The sequence below is a fragment of the Wolbachia endosymbiont (group B) of Chorthippus parallelus genome (genome assembly GCF_947251815.1).
Lineage (GTDB): Bacteria > Pseudomonadota > Alphaproteobacteria > Rickettsiales > Anaplasmataceae > Wolbachia.
Map to the genome: position 1 here is coordinate 1,657,309 of NZ_OX366390.1, position 20,753 is coordinate 1,678,061.

Here is a 20,753-nt window from a genome sequence, read left to right on the forward strand (position 1 = left end):
TGTGTGTCGACGTATTTATCAACATATTCATTTTAAAAATCGGATCACTTTGAAAAAAATGGTCTAGACAAATGGGTGCATTATAATCAGTATCACTAAATCGTCTGCCCATCTGGCGTATTCTATATGTCGATATTTTCCCTCTTTTGTCACCTCTTTTGCCTTCTCTAGCATTTTATCTACCTCATTAAGGTATATATTGCTTAGTAGTGGTGAAAGTGGTGATCCTTGCGCTATTCCTCGTTTCCCTCCTACTTTGAGGATTAGCTTGATCAAGTGCATGATTTCTTTATCATTTACTCTTTTGGAAATCTTTTCCATAAGAATATGGTGTCGCACATTGTCGAAATAGGATTTCAGATCTATGTCAATAACTTTTGTATTGCCTTTGATTGCTGCTTTCGATACTTTATCAATTGCTTCATGCGCTTTTCTCCTAGGTCTATATCCATATGATCCGTCCTGAAAGTCAGATTCAAATATTGGTTCAAGTATTAGCTTCAGTGCTGTTTGCACTATTCTGTCCCGGATGCAGGGTATGTTCAACGTTCTGAGTTTTCCCCCAACTTTTGGTATTTCCTTCCTCCGGTTCCTATTTGGGCTATAGGTTTTGGTTATTAGTTCGTGTCTTATTTGTTGAAGATACTTTTCTAAGCCTTCTGCCTCTATCGATTCAAATGTCACCCCGTCTATTCCTGGTGCCCCTTTGCTCTTCTTTGTCAGCTTATATGCTTCTTCTAGTGTCTCCATCTTGCAGACGTGAACATAGATTCCCCAGAATCGCCATTCCGGTTCTGTTTTCGCTTTGGTATATATCTTTCTTCTCAGGTCTTGTAATTTTATTGGCATTTTTATCATTTTTACCTTTACCTTCCTTTTTGTTAAAAGATTTCTACTAGTAGGGTGCCTTTGCTCCATGAGAGTTACCTCACTTCTTTACTACTACGCACCCATCCGCCACCCTCTCATCTTCGGTTCTTTTCCTGTTTTCCAGTTATAGAACCTACCACTCCAAGGTATTTCTCCTTGGGATGAGGAGGGCTTCTCCAGTTGCTTTGTATGTCCTCATTACCATGCTATCACTACCACCCCGCTGAAGTAGAACAATTGTATCAGTCGTTTTTCAACTGCCTATTCTGCTTTCGCCCATTGACCGCTGGCTCAGCCTTCAGTTCTTATCGTTTTCGAGGCCACCTATATGTTTGCTTTCGCTACGGCCTAGTAATTCGCCATTATCCTATGATAACGTTGTCGGTAGGCTTCAACATTTTGCTTTCCCTCCACATTGCTACCCTAGCTACAGGACTTCGACTTTTATCCTGGTGGGTCTACCTCCCACTGAACATACTTGCCTTCTCTGGACACACGATCATCTACGACGATAAAATCTCCACCTTCACCAGTCAGTGTTCCACCAACAGATGTTGCAATCCTACATCCTCTCTGCACTGTTTGAAATTTATATTTAGTGTTCTGGTCTTTGCATAGTTCTACCTCTGGAAATAGCGCTCTATACCAGCTAGACTGCATTACGCACCTGGTGTCAAGCGAATGCTTTTCGCTAAGCCGCTGAGAATAGCTTGCAACTATTATTCTTGCGGTTGGCTGATTACCAAGTATCCATGCAGGCCATGCAACACTCACGCACATAGACTTCATTGAGCGCGGAGGCATATTGAATATTATTCGCTTCACTTCACCAACACTTGCTGCTTCAAGCCTGTCTGCTATGATTTTTATATACTGATAATTGTTATACTCACATCCCGGCATCACCGTTTGAAAGCATAGTTCGATAAATTTTAAAAAGTTCATGTTAGTCTCCTATAGTGTTAGTGGAATTTACTTTATGGTGGTGTCAGCCTCTTTGGTGTCATATCAGCGTCCTTTTTCTTGTCATCCAAGTAGCCCTTTCCTTGTCATTCCAGTGCTTGACACTGGTTCACCTTATGATGGTGTTATTCAAGTAGCCTCTATCCAAGTGCCCCTTTGGTGTCATCCGAGTAGCTGACACTGGTTTCTTACCAACAAAACCTAGCATAACTTTTGTGCTCAAAAGATTTCTGGATTCCAGCATCAAGTGCTGGCCTGAAGCTTTAGTTACAAGTATTAAGAAATTCACCAAATGAAGAAAAAAGGCAAAAGAATCCCCCAGTAGTGAGTTTTGACCCTATAATAATTTAAATTGATAATGTACTAATAAGCGTGATTTGGCTAAATGTAGAAAAAATAAAAAAGACATGCAGCCACTATAATTTAATGTAATTCACCAATAAATACCTTAAGTTTTTTACTGAATGCTGCGATTGAGCCTACAGGTCAAAAACAAGCTTTGAGTCAGAAATATCATTGCTATTATAATTAAGAGAAATCGCGATGTTTGTACAATTGCAAGATGGTTGCGGGAGTAGGATTTGAACCTACGACCTTCAGGTTATGAGCCTGACGAGCTACCGAGCTGCTCCATCCCGCGTCGTTGCTTATTTATTATTATATGCGTAATAATAATAAATAAAAGAATAAAATCACACTATTACATATATTTATATATCTATTAACCTTTCTTAACATGATAGTAAATTATATACATAACAATCTGTGCAATGAAAAATATAACTTGATATTGTGGTTCCCTGTTTTTCAGTGTGCAGGAATTTTAACCTATTTCTCATTAAATTTTGAACCAAGCTGTGCTTTCACTATATCTATTTTTCTCTTGCTTTCACCTATACTAATTCTGATTGCAACATTATACAGGAAGTACGTAATATTATGCATTTCTTTAATTGCAGTGCTCATAGGATTTACAACCAGCAAATTCAGAACAGATTCAGTTAATACTCACATTCTTGATAAGGAAAGGTATGTGAAAGATATTGTTGCTACAGTGAAGGATATTAATAACAGGGGCTCATACAAACAATTTCTGCTTTCTGTCTCTACTACCTCAAAATCCTCTCCTGTCATCCCAGTACTTGATACTGGGATCCAGAAAAAAAAGATATGGATTCCAGCGTTACGCGCTGGAATGACACCGTATAGAGCTCTAGATAACATCAGAATATCAGTTAGAACTAAAGTGGAAGAAGGCATAAAAATAGGCGATCAAGTAAAATTATCAGCAAAACTCTTCCCTCTAAAGATTGCGCCTTCGGAGTATGCATATGACTTTGCACGAATAGCATATTATCAGAAAATAAGTGCAACAGGCTTTGCAACAAGCAAAATAGTCCTGTACAAAAAGGCTGAAGCAAGAAAATTTCAAGAGTATATAGAATCTTTCCGTCAATATATCTATGAAAACCTACAGCAAAATACCAAAAAGCCACACGCGGACATAATCTCTGCATTATTAATTGGCAAAAAAGACGGGATAGATCAAAAAACTATGAATGCGATACGAGATTCAGGTATAGCACATTTATTCGCTATATCTGGTTTACATTTATCGTTTGTTGCTGGTCTATTTTTTATAGTATTCCGTAATTTATTTGCAATATCTGAAACTTTGACTCTTAAGTATAACACCAAGAAAATATCTGCATTTCTTACCATTTTGCCAACCACGTTTTATCTATTGATCACTGGTATGCAAATTTCCGCTCAGCGCGCGTATATTATGGTAATTTTAGTACTTGTTGCAATAATGATAGAGAGAAAATATCGAGGATTAATAGCAATTGCGTTTGCTGCTTCGGTGATACTCATAGTGGAGCCAGAAGCAATCTTAAAGCCAGGTTTTCAAATGTCATTTTCTGCTGTTTTGGCACTAGTTGCCAGTTATCAGATTAATGCCAATAAGTTATTCAAAATAAAAATAATAAAATATTTTGTGTCGATAATGATCAGCTCAGTAATAGCAAGCTTAGCAACTGTTCCGTACACAATATGTAATTTCAACTATTTTTCAATCAGTGGCATTATCACAAATTTGATTGCTATACCAATAGTTACACTCATTATTATTCCACTTGGAATAATCTATGTTTTATTGATTCCTTTAGGCATTGAATGGATTATAACGCTACTCATAGAACGCCCAATTGACAGCGTTCTATATATAACAAACGCGATTGCTAGTCTTCAGTATCTGGTTATTCCTATTCACACTTTTCCTGCCTCATCAATTGTTATCATAACACTTGGGTTATTATGGCTATGCCTGTGGGAAAGAAATTGGCGTTTCTTTGGAATTTTCTTTATTGTACTGGGTATTTTCTCTAGCGCTATGTATAGAACCCCTGACATTCTAGTTAGTGCTGATAATGCTGCTGTAAAAGAAGATGACAATTTGCTATATTCTCTTACTAGAAAAAACAGGAATTTTGTTGTCAAAACGTGGGCAAAGCAAAATGGGCAGAATCAAATTGTAAATCACACTAAATACCACAACTCAAACAAAAGGCTAAAGTATAGTTGCATATATAGCAAAGAGAATGATAGATCAGTGTTGTTAGCTTATAAGAAAGAGGATATTATGGAAAGTTGTGATAACGTTAATCTAATAATTCAGCTAAGCAAATTCAACTATCCAGCTTGCAATACTAAAACCATCAAGTATGCTGACTTAGAGGCATATGGCACACACTCTGTTTGGCTAACAGATGGTGGCATAAAGGTTAGTAAAGTGCGTTCTAATCGTCCTTGGCATAAGCCAAAAAACTTGTTTTAAAAGTGTTATTAGTATATAATTAATTAGGTGCTAGAAAGTTTATGCCTTTAGATATAATAAATCCTTTAAGTGTTAAAGTAGATCATAATTTTGCCAAAATAGATGATGCTATTGGTTTTTTCCCTAGATTATGGCGTGCAGCAAGAAAGTATTCTGTAAGTAACACTCTGCCCATAGCGGCTGTAAATACTTGGCTTCAATTTTCTTTGGCTTATGTAGCTGCAATAATAATAACTAGTAATAATTTAAGCTTTATTACAGATATTTTTAACCCAACATTCATGCCAATTTACACTTTGGTTTCTATTATTCTTTTAACAACTTTTGTAGCCTCTTCTGCTATGAGATATATGCATAAGCAGAAGATAAAAGAAGGAAAAAAGCCGATAGAGGAATTAATAAATGATAAAATTAGAGGTGGCAAAGACAACGAGATAAGTGAACTTGCTGAAAATGCTCTAAAAATAGAGATAAAACCAAATTTAAGTCTTATAGGTCGCAAAAAAGCAAACTTTTCAATAATTTTGCCAATTTCTGAAAATCAAAAAAAAACATTAGATGATCAAAGACAAGAGAATAAAAATAAGGCCATTTTTCTTACCATACCATATATAATTAGCACTGTAATTATAGTTGGCGCATTAATACAAAATAGATTTAGCTTTGCCAATGTTCAGGATTTGGAATGGGCCATAGTTGCACTGGCTAGTATCATTGCTATTGTTGGGATATGTATAACATTCAGCAAGCTAAAAAACAATGAGATAAACAATAATCATAATATTGTTAAAAAGTTTAACAATTTGGATATTCTCTTTCCATTCAGAAGAGGTGGGGTTGTATCGGTAATAGAAAAAAAGACAAAAGATGAGGAAGAAAATGATTCTATATCTCGATTGATAAAATTACTTGATAAGCACTTGACTGATTTTACAGATAAAATTGTTGCTTCATTTGATAAGCAGCTAGATGAAGTTAAAGATCTACTTGATAATAGCCTTCTAAAGCCTGCAAATGATGAAATTCAAGAAACACTTGTTCATCTACAAGGAATTAGAGGAGACATCAAAAAAGATTTAGATAAGTTGCGTAAGGAAATGATGGTCATTTTAAGCGAAGCTAAAGGGTTGGCAAAAAGAACAAATTCACTAAACATTGAAAGCATTTTTTCTAGTTTAGAGAATACTATTAAAATCGCTGAAGATAAGGTTGAGCGATTTGAACCAAGCAGATTTGTTGGCTTTTTTCAATCTAGAGAAGAAATAATTAGCAACGACAACGATTTTTTTTGTATGTTGAAAAAGCAAGAAGAAGAAGCGGAAAAGATAAAGAAGGAATTAGAAGAAGAACTAAAAAAAGTAAAAGATGAACTAGAGGAATTAAAGAATAAACAAACAAACGAACCTACTAGCAATGAAGACAGTGCTATTCCTCCTTCTCCTCTTGAAGAACAGCGAGATGAAGAGAGAAAAGCAATAGAGAAAAATAGACTATTAAAATCAAAAAAAAGGACAAAAGAACTGGAGAAAGAAAATGCAAAATTGGAAAAAGAATTATCTGAACAAGAAAAAACAGATAAGTGGAGAGAAAAAATTAACGGCAAAGCAAGTGAGTTTTTCTTCTATTTATTAGAATCTATTAAGTTGGAAGAAAAAGATGATAAGGGAGAAAAAGTAAGTGAGGTAGCATTAAGAAATTTTGATAATAAGGTAATAATCCACTGGAAAGATGGTTCCCAAACGACTTTTGATATCCAGAAACAAGATGGGCTTCAAGCTCAACCTAACACAAAAGTTGATTTTGTGGATCCAGATGTTCGCGAAGCATTTAAAGAAGCTTATTCAAGGTAGCTACTATAGATATAGTCTTAGATATTGTTAGTAATGAAAAGGCTAGATACCTACATAGCTAAAAAGTGCAACATATCGCGCAGTAAAGCACAAAGATTGATACAAAATGAGCGGGTAACATTATTTGGCACACCGATAATTAATAATGACCACATAGTAAAACTAGGTGAAGAGTATATAGTACATCTCGTTCAACCTGACATATCCATATCAATTGAACCTAACTATAATATAAAGCTTGATATCATTTACGAAGATGAGGACATTATAGTTCTGAGTAAGCAAAGTGGATTAACAGTGCACCCAGGTGCTGGAACAAACAATGATACACTCCTGAATGCAGTGATCGCTCACCTTGGCAAAATTCCATATATAAATACAAGACCAGGAATTGTTCACAGGCTTGATAAAGATACTAGTGGACTCATGGTAATTGCAAAAAATGAACAATCCCACAGCTTCTTGTCTGAGCTGCTATCAAATCGTAAAATAAAACGGGAATACTTAGCAGTAATTTGGGGAGCATTACCTAATCTGCAAGGAACAATAAAAACCAATATTGCTCCAAAACGCAGTAATAAAGAAATGATGTGCGTTACAAAAACAACAGGCAAATTAGCAATCACTCATTACTCAGTGAAGAAAATTATAGGGCAAGCAAGCTTGGTTAAATGTACTTTAGAGACAGGTAGAACACATCAAATTCGAATACACATGAGTTACATAGGACATTCTATAGTAGGTGATCAAGTTTACGGAAAAAATAGTAGTAAAAGTGTAAAATATGCTAAAAATTCTGACTTTATTCGCAACTTCAACAGACAGGCACTACATGCTCACACGCTGGGCTTATATCATCCCAAAAGTAAAGAATATATAGAATTTATTTCTGATTTACCACAAGATATGCAAGTCTTAATCGGTGAATTTGAAAATATATCTTAATAACATTCATATCAATATTATCATCCATGTTATCAAGAAGTTAATTAATGAGAGAAAAACTGCTGCACTACCTAGATCTTTCACTTTTTTTGAAAGTATATGTTGTTCACTGGAAATACGCTCAATTGTTGTTTCAAAAGCAGTGTTGATAATTTCTACAATTAACACCAAAAATAGGCTACTTACCATTATTGCACGTTCTAAATTACTTACATCTAAAACAAATAAAGCTGAAACACATACTATAAAAAGCAGTAACTCCTGTCTAAATGCAACTTCTGATATAAAAGCTGATTTTATTCCTTCACAAGAATATTGAATTGCCTTTACTAGACGAATAATACTTTTCTTCATTATCAATTTTGGAAACTCAATGAATTATACTTATTGCACTCAGGTAAAAAATGCATGAAAGCACCTTTCAGTAATGATTACTTGCAAAGCAGTCTATAAGTACAAAGATTTTTATAGTCAAAATCTAGCATATTGTTTGAACCTGGAGAATTAATACAAATCCTTTCAACAAACGCTTAAGAAAGTTATATATCGATACTGACACAAAAATTCTTTAATTAAATTTCTCTTACCTTAGCTGGGAATATTCAAAAAAGCATAAGCATCAAGTTAAGAGATTGCGAGCAAATTTAGGGAAGTTAAAGTAGATACTCTAGTTTTTCTGTACTTGTCTTTTAATGAAAATCATGACCAAGTTATTGTAATCTTTTTAAGAAAAATTTTCAAACTATTAACTCTATTCTTTAGTGCTAAAAATAACTCTCTAATCCGCCTTTTTAGCTCAATAAATGCCTTTGTTAAACTGAGTTCTGTATTCTTTTTTAATTTTGTACAACTCATGAAATATGAGAATTGCACATAATTTAGCATATAATTCACACAATACTCTGTGTGGCTTCCCTTTTAAGTCTTATGTAGCTCTTGTATAGTTTAAAAACAACTCAATTTGCCACCTTACTCTGTAATACTTGCTCAGCACTAATTTTATCCTCTGGAATATTAGTTTTGACCAGTTCAACAATTTCTGATTCCTTTTGGAAGATCATGTGATTTTGCCAATTTATTAGCTTTTCTTCTTCTGGCTAGAGACTGCTCTTCAGTTAATTTATGACATATCATTCTTACTCTAATCTTTGCTTCTTTTCCCAACAACACCTTCATTTCTAAAAATAGCTTGTCTCCTAAACATTCCAATAATTCCATTTTTTGATTTGTTTCTATAGCATATACATTGGTATCAACGACTTATAAAATAAGCTCCCGTTCCATTGATCTGTTTAAAAGAACTTGAACCAAGGTCAGATATTAGCAACTTCTCCCTATAACCTTCTTACTCCCTCCGTTATGTTAAGTTGATCCAATGTCTGATTTAGGTAATCAAAAACTAATTTTAACTTTATTCCACACTTAGTGTTACTCTCATAACCTTTGTCCATAACCTTTATATAGATTTTCCATGCTGTTAGGCAAAGCTACTATCCAATGCTTTTAAATTGCTGCAAGATTCTACAATCAATTTGCAGGGTATTTTAAATAAAGCCATTGTACATTCTTTTCATAAATTCTACTGCTTCTTTAGTAAACCTGAAATCTAAACCCTGTTTCGTTATTATCACAGATTCTTCATTTAATAATTTGGCACATTGTATCTATGATTCAGTTTGTAACCCCTATATTACCCAAAATTATAGCTTTTATGAATCATCAATTACTCAATTTTCTCTTCCTTTTCTGTTTCAATTATTTGCCATTTCATTGAAAAATTTGTTGAGGTAATTTGATAAGCAAGTTATTTTATTCATCATTAGTTCTCTCACTAAAATATATCCGAGAGAATTTTATATCTTCTTATCCTATCTTCTTCATACCTTTATTTCCTTAACTTGACCCTTATGCTTTTTTAAATGTTCCCGAATTGTGGTGGTTGCCATCCTTCTCCACATATGTCGTCATTACCAAACGTTCAATTTTTAATTTATCTAAAAGAGGGTAAACTCCAGTATTTTAGACATAATAGGAGGTTACCCATTGAATAAGAATGTAACAGAATTATTCTGTTTTGTAGATGATTATTGTAAAATGATAGACAAAAATTTTGCAGGTAGATTATTATCCAATGGTAAAAAACCTACAATAGTGCCAGAAATAACGCATTCCGAAATTATAACAATAATTTTGTTATATCAGCAATCTAAACTTTAAATCATTTTACATACGTTACTTACAGTTGCTGCATAAGTCAGACTTTTCCAGACTACCTTCTTATGATAGATTTATTGCGCTAAAACCTCGAGTTTTATGGTATTTAGCAATAAAGATCACCTATTGAATTCTATGATATTATTTTTTGTGAGATTGTTATACACGTTATGGCAAGAAAGGCAGAGAGATTTGTTAAGTAGTTTTTGCATCTATATGGGCTACTTGGATAATGGTTACAATGTTTGTACAATTGTACAGCATGAGCTGAGTTCGCTTAGCACTTATCTACATTTCAGTTCCACCAACAGTTATTGCATCGACCTTAAGTGTTGGCTGACCAACTCCAACAGGCACATTTTGCCCGTCTTTTGAGCACGTACCAACACCAGGATCTAACTTTAGATCATTACCAATCATTGATACTTTTTTTAGCACTGTTGGCCCATCACCAATTAGTGTTGCTCCTTTCACTGGCTGTGTAATTTTACCATTTTCTATTAGGTAAGCTTCTGAAGATGAGAAAACAAATTTTCCTGATGTTATATCAACTTGTCCACCACCAAAATTTACTGCATATAGGCCTCTTTTTACACTGGATATTATTTCTTCTGGTGCATATTTTCCTGCCAACATATAGGTGTTTGTCATGCGTGGCATAGTAACTTCTTTGTAACTTTCTCTTCTACCATTACCAGTTGGATTTACACCCATAAGTTTAGCGTTCATATGATCTTGCATATATCCTTTTAGAATTCCATCTTCTATAAGCACATTATAGCCAGGTAAAGTACCCTCATCGTCTATGCTAATAGAACCACGCAAATTAGGTAGAGTTCCATTATCAACTACAGTAATGTTACTGGCTGCCACCTGTTTACCCATAGAATTTGAAAATGCCGAGATTCCTTTACGGTTAAAATCACCCTCAAGTCCATGACCTACAGCTTCATGCAATAATATCCCTGGCCAACCTGAACCTAAAACAACTGTCATCTCTCCAGCCGGAGCTGGAATTGCCTCAAGATTTACTAGCGCTTGCTCTAACGCTTGGTTTGCAACTTCTTTCCACTTCTTCTCAGAAACAAATTTACTATAAGAGTCTCTTCCACCATGCCCTGCAGAACCTCTCTCAGCTCGGCCATTTTTCTCTACGATGACTAGTACATAAAAACGTACCAAAGGCCTAATATCGCTTAACCTGTGATCATCTTTTATTATTTGTACAACTTGCCATTCTCCATTTAGAGTTATTTTTACCTGCTTCACGCAATTATTCTTCGACCTTACATACTCATTAACCTCATTAAGTAGTTTAATCTTTGAGCTCAGGTCCATTTCATTTATGGGATTAATCGTTGAATACAGGCTTTTTGCCTCCTCATTTAAGTTTACTGAATTCGTTTTGCTTAAAGATGCTGAACTTTTTACCATGGAAGCAGCTTTACTAATTTCTTTTTCGCTAATCTCAGAAGAGCAAACAAAAGACGTACTATCTTCACAAAAAGACCTTAGACCAAATCCTCTTCTGATATTTAAATCCATATGTTTTAATATATTATCATCAAAAACTAGGGATTCTGATTGGCAAAACTCTAAAAATAGCTCACCACCATCACTATTGCTCAAAGCGTTGTTGACTATTTTATATACATTATTAATATTAACATTGTTCTGAGCAAAAAATATTTGATCTAGATTTGGCATTACCTTTAAGTTAAAAACTATTTGAGTATATTATTTTATTTTAACATAGTAAATCACAAAAAGCCCGGGTGGCGGAATTGGTAGACGCGCTAGCTTCAGGTGCTAGTAACTTTTCAAGTTGTGGAAGTTCAAGTCTTCTCCCGGGCACTCTGTATTGATTTTCAAGTCAATTAATGTTATGATATAATATGTATTTACTGTTAAGTTTATGAGTTATGAGAAAGAGGGGCTTATTTACAGAAAAAAAATACGAACTTATTCAAAACGCTTAGTTACTGCACTATCTATTGCTTCTTTGAGTGGGTACATAGCAGCATTAGCCCTAAATATTTCTTCCTTAAGCTTGTATTTTACTATTGTCAGCACTATGCTAAGTGCACTTTCGCTTGCTTTAAATATATGGTCATTAACTGATCATTTTAGGCAGTGTGGCCTTAATAAGCAACTCGATACCTCTTGGCAAGAGAAATTAATGAAGATCTGCCTCGACATTGCATCTAACGTTTCATTTTTAATAGGAGGAATTACATCTATATTACCTCTTGAATTTCCTATTATCCCCTTTATTTCCGTTGCTTTTTTTATTCTAGGTTGTACCTTTATGGCAACCAATTTCATTCGAACTATGATTAGTCAGCCGCAAATAGATGAAACCAAAACCTCAAAGTTAGTGATCATTTGAACATTCAATCTGCAATAGCTGCCTAATTATTACATGTTAATAACTTAGCTTATTTAACTTGACAAATTACGCCATCTCCCTTACTATGATAGCAAGAGTATTTACCCTTGTTTTTAATCTCCGCGGATTTAACAGCAAAATTCAGTAAAAAACTCAAATATTTATTGGCAAATTACATAAAAATTATAGCGGCTGCATGTCTTTTTTATTTTTTCTACATTCAGCCAAATCGCGCTTGTTAGTACATTATCAATTTAAATTATTAAAACTCGCTATACGGGGGTTCTTTTGTCTTTTTTTACTTAGTAAATTTCTTAATATTTGTAGCTAAAGTAATTTTAGAGAGCCAGCGTGGGACACACAACCGCACTAACGTTTATTTTTGAAGGTACTATTTATATAGATGAAATGTTCAAAAGTAAAGCATTTAAATATCTAATTCTTACTTCCCAAATTTCAAATTATCTTCCTCCTATTTTATTAATAGCAGGTTTGGTGTTACAGTACCAATCTAGTTGCGTAGACAGTAAAGTACTCATTGGATTTGCTATAGTACTAGGTTGTACTTTATTATTACAATTAGCAAGTGAGATCTACGAGAGAAAAGTTGTAAATCTTGTAAAAACTGAAGGAAGAGGTGATGAACAAAATGTACCTATAGGAGCATTAACCGAAAAGCCAAGCAGCATTGTAAATCCCGATAGTGTTCACGCTCATGGAAGAGAGCAAGTTGTGTAGTGCATTTATTGTTCTTGGATTAATTGATAGCTATTCTCCATACTCAAATCTCTGGCTAAAAATAGCGAGCCACAGATTAGTATGGTTTTGACGTTTTGTATAGAAGCTTTTAGTATGTGATTTGATATAGCATCTCTGATTGATTCACATTCGATAGCATTGATTCCTATATTATGAGCTCCTTCTCTAATTAAATCTGTACTTGTTGCTTTAGGTTCAGATTTAACACAAATCGCGCATAGTAGTTTGATATATGGCTTTAAGTGCTCTAAGAACTCTGCGACGTTTCTGTTACGAGTAACACCAAAGATCATATAGATACCTTCAGCAAAATTGTCTTTTACCCACTTAGCTAACACTCTGGCACCATCATTGTTGTGTGCACCATCTAGAAATAATTGCCAATCTTGTGGTAATAAAGAAATTAAATTACCTTCTTTTATAGACTCTAGCCGCGCAGGCCAATAAGTGCTTTGTAAACCTGAAGCAATGTCCTCTTCTCCAATATCAAATCCATATTTTCCACTCAAAATGCTACATGCTGCAATGGCGTTTCCTGCATTGATTATTTGGTGTTCACCCTTTAAAGATGGCAAAGAAAATTCTATTGATTGAATAGCCGATTGAAAGACCATTCTGTTATTCTGTTTTTCGCAATTCCACTCAAATCCTCCTCTATATAAGGGAGATTTTTTGTTTATTGCGTGTTGTTCTAGCGTGTTCATTATAGATTTTTCTTGTGGTGATATTACGCAAGGAACATTAGGTTTCATTATTCCAGCCTTTTCACCTGCTATGGTTTCTACGGTAGGACCAAGATATTCTGTATGGTCAAGTGCAATGGAAGTGATGATCGTTAGAATCGGATTATCTATAACATTTGTTGCATCAAGCCTTCCACCCAGACCCACTTCAACTAAAGTAATATCAGCTTTATGACGAGAAAAAGCTAAGAAGGCTGCAGTCGTTGCGGCTTCAAATAGAGTGATGGGTTGTTCTGCGACTGCTATACGGCATTCTTCCAGTGAGTTATGTAATTCACTATCATCGATATCATTGCCTGCAACAACTATTCTCTCATTAAAATTCACTAAATGTGGAGAAGTGTACGTATGAACTTTATACCCTGCTGCTTGCATTATATATCTTATAAAGGATAGTGTTGATCCTTTGCCATTAGTGCCAGCTATGTGAATTATTGGCGGTATTTTTTTCTCGGGATTACCCAGTTTATTTAGAAAACTTTTTATGCGATCAAGAGAAAAATCCTTTGGCCTACTGCCAATCGGCTTAGGCCAATGAGGCATGTATATCATAAATTATTGTTACGTTTTAATTCATCTATTACACTTGCCATGCCATTCGTGTCGATCTTTTCACTAAATTGAGAACGTTGATTAATAGAAATACTTATTCCACTCATTACAACATCGTTTATTAAGAAAGAACTGTCACTTTTAGTAACTTTAAAGTCAATATTTGTAAATTCCTCATCACCATAAGAAAATCTTGTTCCTATCAGACAAGTTTCATCGTCAACTGCTTTTGTACTCATTATGATCATTTCACTATTATTTATGTATTTATACAAAATTTTAGCGCACAAGCGCGCGAGATATACTTCATATTCTTTTAGAAACTCTTCTTTTTCTTTCTGAGTAGATAAATTCCAATATTTCCCTATGACAAATCGAGATATTCCTTTGAGGTCAACATTATTCTGAATAATTTTCAGAAGTTCTTCTTGTACATGTTCTAGATTTTTTCTATTCCCTTTCATAGACGTGTTGTCTACTTGCTGCTTCATGGCAAGCACAAAAGTTTTGTGCCCTATACAATTCGCGTAAGCACTTGAGGAGATTACAATAAAAATGGTTAAGAACTTAATAAGATTCATAAGATATATTTATTAGCTATGATACTTAAAATGCAAAATTTAACAAAGGCAAAATAATGATCGCTAGTTTTAATATATCTATAGACATACTCTATATAAATAATCTATAATTAATTTAGGGGTCTGTGCTATGCGTTATGAGTTAAGTTAAATTTCCCGAGCGATAATTTCTGATCAAGGGAATTGCCTCTGTTAATTTCATTGAAATTAGTACGTGATGCCCACCTTAACTTTAGGTCTCAGGAATCTACTAAGACTGACGGTAGATATGGATCCCTTTTCCATTATTTAGGTTTATGTTACACCAATATAAAGAACAAGGTGTTTTTTTCTGTTCATCTCATGAGATATTTCAAGTTGTAATTGACGTTGAGAAGTATCCTGATTTTGTTCCTTGGTGCAAAGCTGTTTATATAAAAGAAAAAACTGATAGCCAAATGATTGTGGACCTCCTTGCAGCTTTTCATGGCATTAAAGGAAGTTACACATCAGAAGTGACCTTTCTTTCTCCAAATGGAGCAAATAAAAGTTGGATAAAAGCTGTGTCGTCAAATGGAATATTTAAACATTTATACAACGAATGGAAATTCACTCCTATAGATGAAAGTAAAACTATGGTAGAGTTCTATATAAAGTTTGAATTTAAATCCAATTTGTTTTCCGCCTTATTAAACTCAGTTTATAAATACACACAAAGTAAAATAATTGCTGCATTTAAAGACAGAGTAGAAAGTGTTGCCGAGAAAAAGTTATCTTGACATTATTTATATAAATGCATAAATTCTTTAATAAGTTAAGTGTTTCCATTGTAATGATTTTTAGATTATTGTTCTTACTTATTTTTATAAGTGTTAGTTCTTATGCAGCTATTGAACAAAACTTACCCAACACTCAAAAAACTGATGAAATAACATCAAAAGAACTACTGTCACTACTGCCTGATGATAAATTATTAGGTGATCCAAAAGCACCAATTTTAATGATAGAATATGCTTCGCTCACTTGTTATCACTGTTCTCTTTTTCATAAGAAAGTTTTTCCTAAAATCAAAGAAAAGTACATAGATACAGGTAAGATGTTATACATATTCCGTCATTTTCCTCTAGATTACAGAGGATTAAAAGCTGCAATGCTAAGTTATTGCTATGAAAAAGAAGAAGACTATTTTAATTTTAACAAAGCTGTGTTTAATGCAATAGACTCGTGGAACTACTCTAATTTTAGTGATTTAACTATACTACAAAAAATTGCTGCACTAAGCAATTTGAAGCAAGATGTATTTAACCAATGCATTAATGATAAAAAGATGATGGACAAAATTATAAATGATAAATCACTTGCAATTAATAAACTTGATATCACAGCTACTCCTGTATTCATCATCAAGCTTAACGATGACAAATCATATGTAGAGAATGGTAAAATCAAACATGAAGGGTATAGAGAGCTGGAATACTTCACTAATGTAATAGATGAGTTATATGGAAAAGCTATAGTGAAGTAATAACACTGTAGCTTACCATATAAAAACCCTATGCTGAATCATTATTTTTTGATACTGTTTGTTGCTTTTTACGCTCAAACTCTCTTTTTTTACTGTGCCAAGCATAATAATACATAGCAATTTTATTCTCTATTAATACTATCGTTCCATCATAAAATTGGACCATATCCATAACTTTTTTCTGAGCTTCGTTAAAGCGTTCTTTGTACTTCTCGCGATAAGCTGGATTGTGCAGTAATTTCACTCCTTCATTATTATTAGACTTCTTGCTTAACGTTTCAACTTCGTTAGCAATGTTATAAGACATATAACCCCCTCTAATTGATTATAAAAATTACATTTTATAAGAGAGATGTAAATAAACGATCCCTTAATTCTAGTATAACAATTGGTTATTATACTAGTTAACTATAGTAAAATATATAATAATCTTTGTCACTTAAAATTTTACTTTATAAAATAACAACTTAAAATAAAAAATTTTATTATTCTTAACCCTATTGTTATATTTATAAATCTTATATAGATTAAACCTCCTTAGTTTATATTATAAAACTTAATGCGTCATAACTTTAGCAGAAAATCGTTGTACATAAGAAGCTTATTTGCAAAAAAGTATAAAAAAATAGAAGAACATTGTACTCTTGATAAGAAACAACGTATTCAAATCACTCCTGAAGAAGGAAAATTATTAAATTTATTTATCAAAATCCATAAAGTTAAAAGCATAGTTGAAATTGGCACGTTATATGGTTATTCGTCAATTTGTATGGTAAAAGCTTTACCGAAAGATGGTCATATATATACAATAGAAAATAATCTTCAACACTCAAGAATAGCAAAAAAAAATTTTAGTGCTTTTAATCTAAGTGATAAAATTACTCTAATAGAAGGTGATGCACTGGAAAAAATTAATGAATTATCAGCAAAGGCACCATTTGACATGATATTCATCGATGCTGATAAAAGTAGTTATCCTAAGTATTTAGATTGGGCAGAGTCATACATTAAACAAGATGGGCTAATCGTTGCAGATAACACTCTATTATTTGATACAGTATTTTTAGAATCTCCTCCAAAAGAAGTATCAGAAAAGTCATGGCATGCTATGAGAGAGTTTAATGATAGATTGTCAGATGAAAAAAAATATTTCTCCATATTGATTCCTACTGACGAAGGAATGACTGTAGCTTTAAAACTAACGCAAGTTAAAAATCAAGGTCAGCGTAATGTCTAGGGGGAGTTAAGCCAAAAACTCTCTCTAATAATATTTCGCGAAAACAAGGCCTTGATTTAACAATGGAGTACCATTCTTTTAAAATCTTACTTTTTTCCCATGGGAAACTATTTACGTAGTCTATTATAGAAATATGTGATGCTAAAGTAATATCGGCTAAAGTGAACTTATCGGTTGCAAGCCAAACGTTCTTGTTAATTAAGTGTTCGATGTATTCCATATGGCAAGGCAGGTTATGCTGAGCTGCATGAAGAAATCTAGAGTCAGGGCTGCGGTTAGTAATTACTTTTTCATTCATAATATACTTAGTAACTTCATTGTAAAATTTGCTATCGAACCAATTGATTAAAGCGCGTATTTTAGACTTAATAATAGTTGATGAACCAAGTAATTTGACGTCACTATTGTAAGTCTCTTCTATATATTCACAAATGGCATTACTATCCGCTATTACAAAGTTATTATCTATTAATACTGGTACTTGTCCGATTGGATTGATCTCCATGAATTCATTCCGCTTTTCCCATGGATTTTCATATACCAAATCACAACTCAGCTTTTTTTCCTTGAGAAGAGCTCTAACTTTTCGTGAAAACGGACAAAGAGGAAAATGATATAAAATCATAATATTCCTCTTTTGTTATTCCAATACCTATATGTTGTCATTCCAGTACGTGACATTGGAATCCAGCTTATTTCATTATGGACATTACTTTTAACATATATTCCTAGAATCCATTGTCCATTGTGTAATTTCCAAATATTTTTATACTTGGATCCCAGTACAACTGTACGAACATTGTAGTTTGAGAGCAATCCCCACCGGAAGGGTGTCATTTCAGTGATTGACACTGGAATCCAGTTCTTATTATACAACAGCCTAATGTATTCATTTAAAATTAAGTTTTCTGGATCCCAGTGTCTGGGCACTGGGATGACAGAAGAAGAGTATTTTAGGTAACAGCTGTTTACTCCAAAGTAATGTTGCAAAAGGTCTAACATATAAATTATAAGACTAATATAGAATATACCTTGCTAAAAAAAAAAAAAAGTATAACCTTTTATAAGGTATGCAGGCAAAAATTCTGTAACTTGGTCAGGTTAGAAATGAAGCAACCATATCAGAATCTTTTTGGGTTGCATACCTATTTGTACTATTTGTTTTATTCTAGGCTATGAACATAGCATTAAAATATCGTCCTAGTAGCTTTAAAGATTTAGTAGGTCAAGATATATTGGTGCGTATACTAGAAAATGCTTTTACTCTCAACAAAATTCCACAATCTATACTGCTTTCTGGTAGCAGTGGAATTGGTAAAACCACCACTGCAAGAATAATAGCTTTATGTTTGAACTGCTCATTGGGGCCAACTTTTGAACCTTGTGGATCATGTACAAGTTGTCTGGCAATAAAAAATTCAAGCCATCCAGATGTAGTTGAAATCGATGCGGCAAGTCACACTAGTGTTGAGGATGTTAGAGCGATCTTGGGAGATATTTGCTATTTACCAATAAGTTCTAAATTTAAAGTTTACATTATAGATGAAGTACACATGTTATCCAGTAATGCATTTAATGCATTACTTAAAACTCTAGAAGAACCACCATCTAGCGTAAAGTTTATTCTGGCAACTACAGAAATAAAAAAGATACCAATAACTATTATTGCACGTTGTCAAAGGTTTGACTTACATAACATTCCTTCAGCTAAGATAATGGAGCGTTTAAATGATATTGCACAAAAAGAAAATTATTTTATTGAAAAAGAAGCGTCGGAATTAATTGCTCACCACTGCAATCATTCAATGCGTAACGCTTTATTTTTGATGAATCAAGCAGTGCTATATAGCAAAGATGGTACAATATCCACTCAAAGTGTTAAAGACATACTTGGTCTAGTAGATAGAAACGTTATATTTGATCTACTGGAAGCAGTATTAGATAGTGATTTACAGAAGGCTTTGTTAGTATTCGACAATGTGGTAAAAACAGCAAATCCGCTCAATATTTTTGAAGATCTACTGCAAACAATCCAGTTAATATGCCGTTTTTTAATTACAAAAGAGATTGATACAGAATATGAGAAGAGCAGAGTAAAAGATTTGAGTACAAAAAAGTCTTTAATATTTTTTTCGAGATTGTGGAAGGTGCTGCTTAAGGGTATTCAAGATATAAAGGTTTCAACATGCAATGAAATTGCCGCTGAAATGATATTAATTAGCCTTTGTTATCTTTCTGATTTGCCTTCTCCGGAACAGGTGATCAAAAAAATTCTTTCACAGAATGTAGAGCAAGGAAATAGACAGGGCAGACCTGTTGCACCTTCCCCCCCTGTCATCCAAGTAGCTGACTACTCGGATCCAAAAAAATATGTGGAAAAACCCCACTCTGTCATCCCAGTGCGTGACACTGGGATCCATGTGAAAAATAAACAACAAAATTACGATTTTGATAAGATTTTGCAACTATTAAGGCGGAGTAACCAAATTTATCTTTACAAACAACTGTGTAGTAATCTAAAATTAATAGATTGTAAATTTGGGTATTTAAAATTAAAAGCTGTATCTAACTTGAACAGTAATTTTTGTAATGACTTGAAAAGTTACTTAAATCAAGCCACTAATCAGGAGTGGGTTATTATAGTTGATACGAGTTATATGAATAGGGAAGTGAGTAATTTAAATTATGCACCTGTAGTTAAGGATATATTAAATACGTTTAAAGGTGCAAAGGTAGTTAATATAGAAAATAAGGAGTAGGTTGTGGATTTCAGTCAAATAATGAAGCAAGCACAAGAAATGCAAAAAAAGCTTGCGGAAGCCCAAGAAAAATATATTGGAAAAGAGTTTCAAGGTATTTCTGGTGGTGGCAAAGTTTCTGTATTAGTGGAAGTTATAAAAATAGGTGGCTATAAAGCTAAAAAGGTAAACATAGACTTAGAGCTTATGAGAAATGAAGAAAAAGACATAGTAGAAGATTTAGTGACAGCAGCGTTTAATGATGCCATTAAAAAAGCAGAAGAAGATATGGCAAATGCAACCTCTGATCTTGCAGGTATGATGGGGTTACCACCTGGATTTAAACTTCCTTTTTAAATTTACTACTGAAGTTTGCCTTAATGCAGTAACTAAGTGTTTTCCTTTTATACTAGTACTTCCATGAAGTACATTCATATTACTGCATGAATATGCAGCAATTCACAATGATGAATGCAGATCAGAAGATAAAAAGACATTAGTGAAATAGGTGTCAGAAGATCAAGAGTAAAAAAAGTAGAGTAACTCTATTTATTAATTAATAAAATCTT

The 20,753-nt window shown here is 33.5% G+C and carries 17 protein-coding genes, 2 tRNA genes, 2 other RNA genes and 4 pseudogenes; 14 read left to right on the forward strand and 11 right to left on the reverse strand.

All coding sequences use genetic code 11. The annotated features are described in order from the left end of the window. Positions 1–63: 63 nt before the first annotated feature. From OPS21_RS07475 to OPS21_RS07485, 3 genes and pseudogenes are all read right to left on the reverse strand, one after another. Complete coding sequence (locus tag OPS21_RS07475; RefSeq protein WP_264336508.1) at positions 64–918, reverse strand: reverse transcriptase domain-containing protein; 855 nt, start codon at positions 916–918, stop codon at positions 64–66. A gap of 441 nt (positions 919–1,359) precedes the next feature. Next, positions 1,360–1,815: pseudogene (locus tag OPS21_RS07480) on the reverse strand (hypothetical protein); the annotation flags it as partial. A gap of 581 nt (positions 1,816–2,396) precedes the next feature. Then, positions 2,397–2,473: transfer RNA gene (locus tag OPS21_RS07485), tRNA-Met, on the reverse strand. Between the two features lie 96 nt (positions 2,474–2,569). Between OPS21_RS07485 and OPS21_RS07490 the strand changes: the two genes are divergently transcribed. From OPS21_RS07490 to OPS21_RS07500, 3 genes are read left to right on the forward strand one after another with little or no spacing between them, the layout of a single operon-like run. After that, a complete protein-coding gene (locus OPS21_RS07490; RefSeq protein WP_264336507.1) occupies positions 2,570–4,672 on the forward strand; it encodes a ComEC/Rec2 family competence protein in 2,103 nt (700 codons plus the stop codon). Between the two features lie 41 nt (positions 4,673–4,713). Next, a complete protein-coding gene (locus OPS21_RS07495) occupies positions 4,714–6,522 on the forward strand; it encodes a hypothetical protein (protein ID WP_264336506.1) in 1,809 nt (602 codons plus the stop codon). 33 nt (positions 6,523–6,555) lie between these two features. After that, a complete protein-coding gene (locus OPS21_RS07500) occupies positions 6,556–7,467 on the forward strand; it encodes an RluA family pseudouridine synthase (RefSeq protein ID WP_265027637.1) in 912 nt (303 codons plus the stop codon). A 6-nt stretch (positions 7,468–7,473) separates the two neighbouring features. Here the strand turns inward: OPS21_RS07500 and OPS21_RS07505 are convergent, their stop codons facing one another. Continuing rightward, positions 7,474–7,821: a diacylglycerol kinase gene (locus OPS21_RS07505; protein WP_264336504.1), complete on the reverse strand. Its 348-nt coding sequence runs from the start codon at positions 7,819–7,821 to the stop codon at positions 7,474–7,476. 270 nt (positions 7,822–8,091) lie between these two features. Next, a pseudogene (locus tag OPS21_RS07510) lies at positions 8,092–9,284 on the reverse strand (IS4 family transposase). Positions 9,285–9,510: 226 nt separating this feature from the next. Between OPS21_RS07510 and OPS21_RS07515 the strand changes: the two are divergent. Then, a pseudogene (locus tag OPS21_RS07515) lies at positions 9,511–9,808 on the forward strand (IS982 family transposase); the annotation flags it as partial. Between the two features lie 161 nt (positions 9,809–9,969). Here the strand turns inward: OPS21_RS07515 and tldD are convergent. Next, the gene (tldD, locus tag OPS21_RS07520) at positions 9,970–11,388 is read right to left on the reverse strand and encodes a metalloprotease TldD (RefSeq protein WP_264336503.1); all 1,419 of its coding nucleotides are present in this window, start codon (positions 11,386–11,388) and stop codon (positions 9,970–9,972) included. Between the two features lie 62 nt (positions 11,389–11,450). Between tldD and OPS21_RS07525 the strand changes: the two genes are divergently transcribed. From OPS21_RS07525 to OPS21_RS07535, 3 genes are all read left to right on the forward strand, one after another. Then, positions 11,451–11,535 (forward strand) — tRNA-Leu (locus OPS21_RS07525). Between the two features lie 61 nt (positions 11,536–11,596). Then, complete coding sequence (locus OPS21_RS07530) at positions 11,597–12,070, forward strand: hypothetical protein (protein WP_264330879.1); 474 nt, start codon at positions 11,597–11,599, stop codon at positions 12,068–12,070. Positions 12,071–12,565: 495 nt separating this feature from the next. After that, entirely contained in the window at positions 12,566–12,808 is a 243-nt protein-coding gene (locus OPS21_RS07535; RefSeq protein ID WP_265027638.1) for a Rax2 family protein, read from the forward strand. A gap of 5 nt (positions 12,809–12,813) precedes the next feature. Here OPS21_RS07535 and OPS21_RS07540 read toward each other — a convergent pair whose 3' ends face one another. Together OPS21_RS07540 and OPS21_RS07545 are read right to left on the reverse strand one after the other, a co-directional pair. Continuing rightward, a complete protein-coding gene (locus OPS21_RS07540) occupies positions 12,814–14,124 on the reverse strand; it encodes a bifunctional folylpolyglutamate synthase/dihydrofolate synthase (RefSeq protein WP_264336502.1) in 1,311 nt (436 codons plus the stop codon). Next, entirely contained in the window at positions 14,121–14,705 is a 585-nt protein-coding gene (locus OPS21_RS07545; RefSeq protein WP_264336501.1) for an MlaC/ttg2D family ABC transporter substrate-binding protein, read from the reverse strand. Before OPS21_RS07545 ends, OPS21_RS07540 begins: the two co-directional genes overlap by 4 nt. Positions 14,706–14,822: 117 nt before the next feature. On the opposite strand from OPS21_RS07545, the gene ssrS reads away from it, so the two are divergent. The 3 genes from ssrS to OPS21_RS07560 all read left to right on the forward strand — a co-directional run bounded on the left by ssrS (position 14,823) and on the right by OPS21_RS07560 (position 16,209). Beyond that, positions 14,823–14,984: non-coding RNA, 6S RNA (gene ssrS / locus OPS21_RS07550), on the forward strand. Between the two features lie 17 nt (positions 14,985–15,001). After that, positions 15,002–15,463, forward strand: coding sequence for a type II toxin-antitoxin system RatA family toxin (locus OPS21_RS07555; RefSeq protein WP_006013504.1), 462 nt, complete (start codon positions 15,002–15,004; stop codon positions 15,461–15,463). A 53-nt stretch (positions 15,464–15,516) separates the two neighbouring features. After that, positions 15,517–16,209, forward strand: a complete 693-nt coding sequence (locus OPS21_RS07560) for a thioredoxin domain-containing protein (protein WP_010403910.1) — start codon at positions 15,517–15,519, stop codon at positions 16,207–16,209. Positions 16,210–16,237: 28 nt separating this feature from the next. Here OPS21_RS07560 and OPS21_RS07565 read toward each other — a convergent pair whose 3' ends face one another. After that, positions 16,238–16,516, reverse strand: a complete 279-nt coding sequence (locus tag OPS21_RS07565) for a DUF2671 domain-containing protein (protein ID WP_007302334.1) — start codon at positions 16,514–16,516, stop codon at positions 16,238–16,240. A gap of 252 nt (positions 16,517–16,768) precedes the next feature. On the opposite strand from OPS21_RS07565, the gene OPS21_RS07570 reads away from it, so the two are divergent. Continuing rightward, the gene (locus tag OPS21_RS07570) at positions 16,769–17,446 is read left to right on the forward strand and encodes an O-methyltransferase (RefSeq protein ID WP_264336500.1); all 678 of its coding nucleotides are present in this window, start codon (positions 16,769–16,771) and stop codon (positions 17,444–17,446) included. On the opposite strand, the gene OPS21_RS07575 is transcribed toward OPS21_RS07570, so the two are convergent. Then, a complete protein-coding gene (locus OPS21_RS07575; protein WP_006013494.1) occupies positions 17,418–18,071 on the reverse strand; it encodes a glutathione S-transferase family protein in 654 nt (217 codons plus the stop codon). The genes OPS21_RS07570 and OPS21_RS07575 overlap by 29 nt on opposite strands. Positions 18,072–18,274: 203 nt before the next feature. Beyond that, positions 18,275–18,397: pseudogene (locus OPS21_RS08125) on the reverse strand (WPE palindromic element domain-containing protein); the annotation flags it as partial. A gap of 109 nt (positions 18,398–18,506) precedes the next feature. On the opposite strand from OPS21_RS08125, the gene ffs reads away from it, so the two are divergent. The 3 genes from ffs (at position 18,507) to OPS21_RS07595 (ending at position 20,541) form a co-directional block, all read left to right on the forward strand. After that, positions 18,507–18,605: signal recognition particle sRNA small type (gene ffs / locus OPS21_RS07585), an RNA gene on the forward strand. Positions 18,606–18,621: 16 nt separating this feature from the next. Then, positions 18,622–20,205 carry a DNA polymerase III subunit gamma/tau gene (gene dnaX, locus OPS21_RS07590; protein WP_264336499.1) on the forward strand — a complete coding sequence of 528 codons (1,584 nt, stop codon included), beginning with the start codon at positions 18,622–18,624 and terminating at the stop codon, positions 20,203–20,205. Positions 20,206–20,226: 21 nt separating this feature from the next. Beyond that, the gene (locus tag OPS21_RS07595; protein ID WP_006013488.1) at positions 20,227–20,541 is read left to right on the forward strand and encodes a YbaB/EbfC family nucleoid-associated protein; all 315 of its coding nucleotides are present in this window, start codon (positions 20,227–20,229) and stop codon (positions 20,539–20,541) included. Positions 20,542–20,753 lie beyond the last annotated feature (212 nt).

Coding starts and splice junctions, on each gene's coding strand:
- OPS21_RS07475 (WP_264336508.1), bottom strand. CDS start 918: ATGGAGCAAAGGCACCCTACTAGTAGAAATCTTTTAACAAAAAGGAAG.
- OPS21_RS07490 (WP_264336507.1), top strand. CDS start 2,570: ATGATAGTAAATTATATACATAACAATCTGTGCAATGAAAAATATAAC.
- OPS21_RS07495 (WP_264336506.1), top strand. CDS start 4,714: ATGCCTTTAGATATAATAAATCCTTTAAGTGTTAAAGTAGATCATAAT.
- OPS21_RS07500 (WP_265027637.1), top strand. CDS start 6,556: ATGAAAAGGCTAGATACCTACATAGCTAAAAAGTGCAACATATCGCGC.
- OPS21_RS07505 (WP_264336504.1), bottom strand. CDS start 7,821: ATGAAGAAAAGTATTATTCGTCTAGTAAAGGCAATTCAATATTCTTGT.
- tldD (WP_264336503.1), bottom strand. CDS start 11,388: ATGCCAAATCTAGATCAAATATTTTTTGCTCAGAACAATGTTAATATT.
- OPS21_RS07530 (WP_264330879.1), top strand. CDS start 11,597: ATGAGTTATGAGAAAGAGGGGCTTATTTACAGAAAAAAAATACGAACT.
- OPS21_RS07540 (WP_264336502.1), bottom strand. CDS start 14,124: ATGATATACATGCCTCATTGGCCTAAGCCGATTGGCAGTAGGCCAAAG.
- OPS21_RS07545 (WP_264336501.1), bottom strand. CDS start 14,705: ATGAATCTTATTAAGTTCTTAACCATTTTTATTGTAATCTCCTCAAGT.
- OPS21_RS07555 (WP_006013504.1), top strand. CDS start 15,002: ATGTTACACCAATATAAAGAACAAGGTGTTTTTTTCTGTTCATCTCAT.
- OPS21_RS07560 (WP_010403910.1), top strand. CDS start 15,517: ATGATTTTTAGATTATTGTTCTTACTTATTTTTATAAGTGTTAGTTCT.
- OPS21_RS07565 (WP_007302334.1), bottom strand. CDS start 16,516: ATGTCTTATAACATTGCTAACGAAGTTGAAACGTTAAGCAAGAAGTCT.
- OPS21_RS07570 (WP_264336500.1), top strand. CDS start 16,769: ATGCGTCATAACTTTAGCAGAAAATCGTTGTACATAAGAAGCTTATTT.
- OPS21_RS07575 (WP_006013494.1), bottom strand. CDS start 18,071: ATGATTTTATATCATTTTCCTCTTTGTCCGTTTTCACGAAAAGTTAGA.
- dnaX (WP_264336499.1), top strand. CDS start 18,622: ATGAACATAGCATTAAAATATCGTCCTAGTAGCTTTAAAGATTTAGTA.
- OPS21_RS07595 (WP_006013488.1), top strand. CDS start 20,227: ATGAAGCAAGCACAAGAAATGCAAAAAAAGCTTGCGGAAGCCCAAGAA.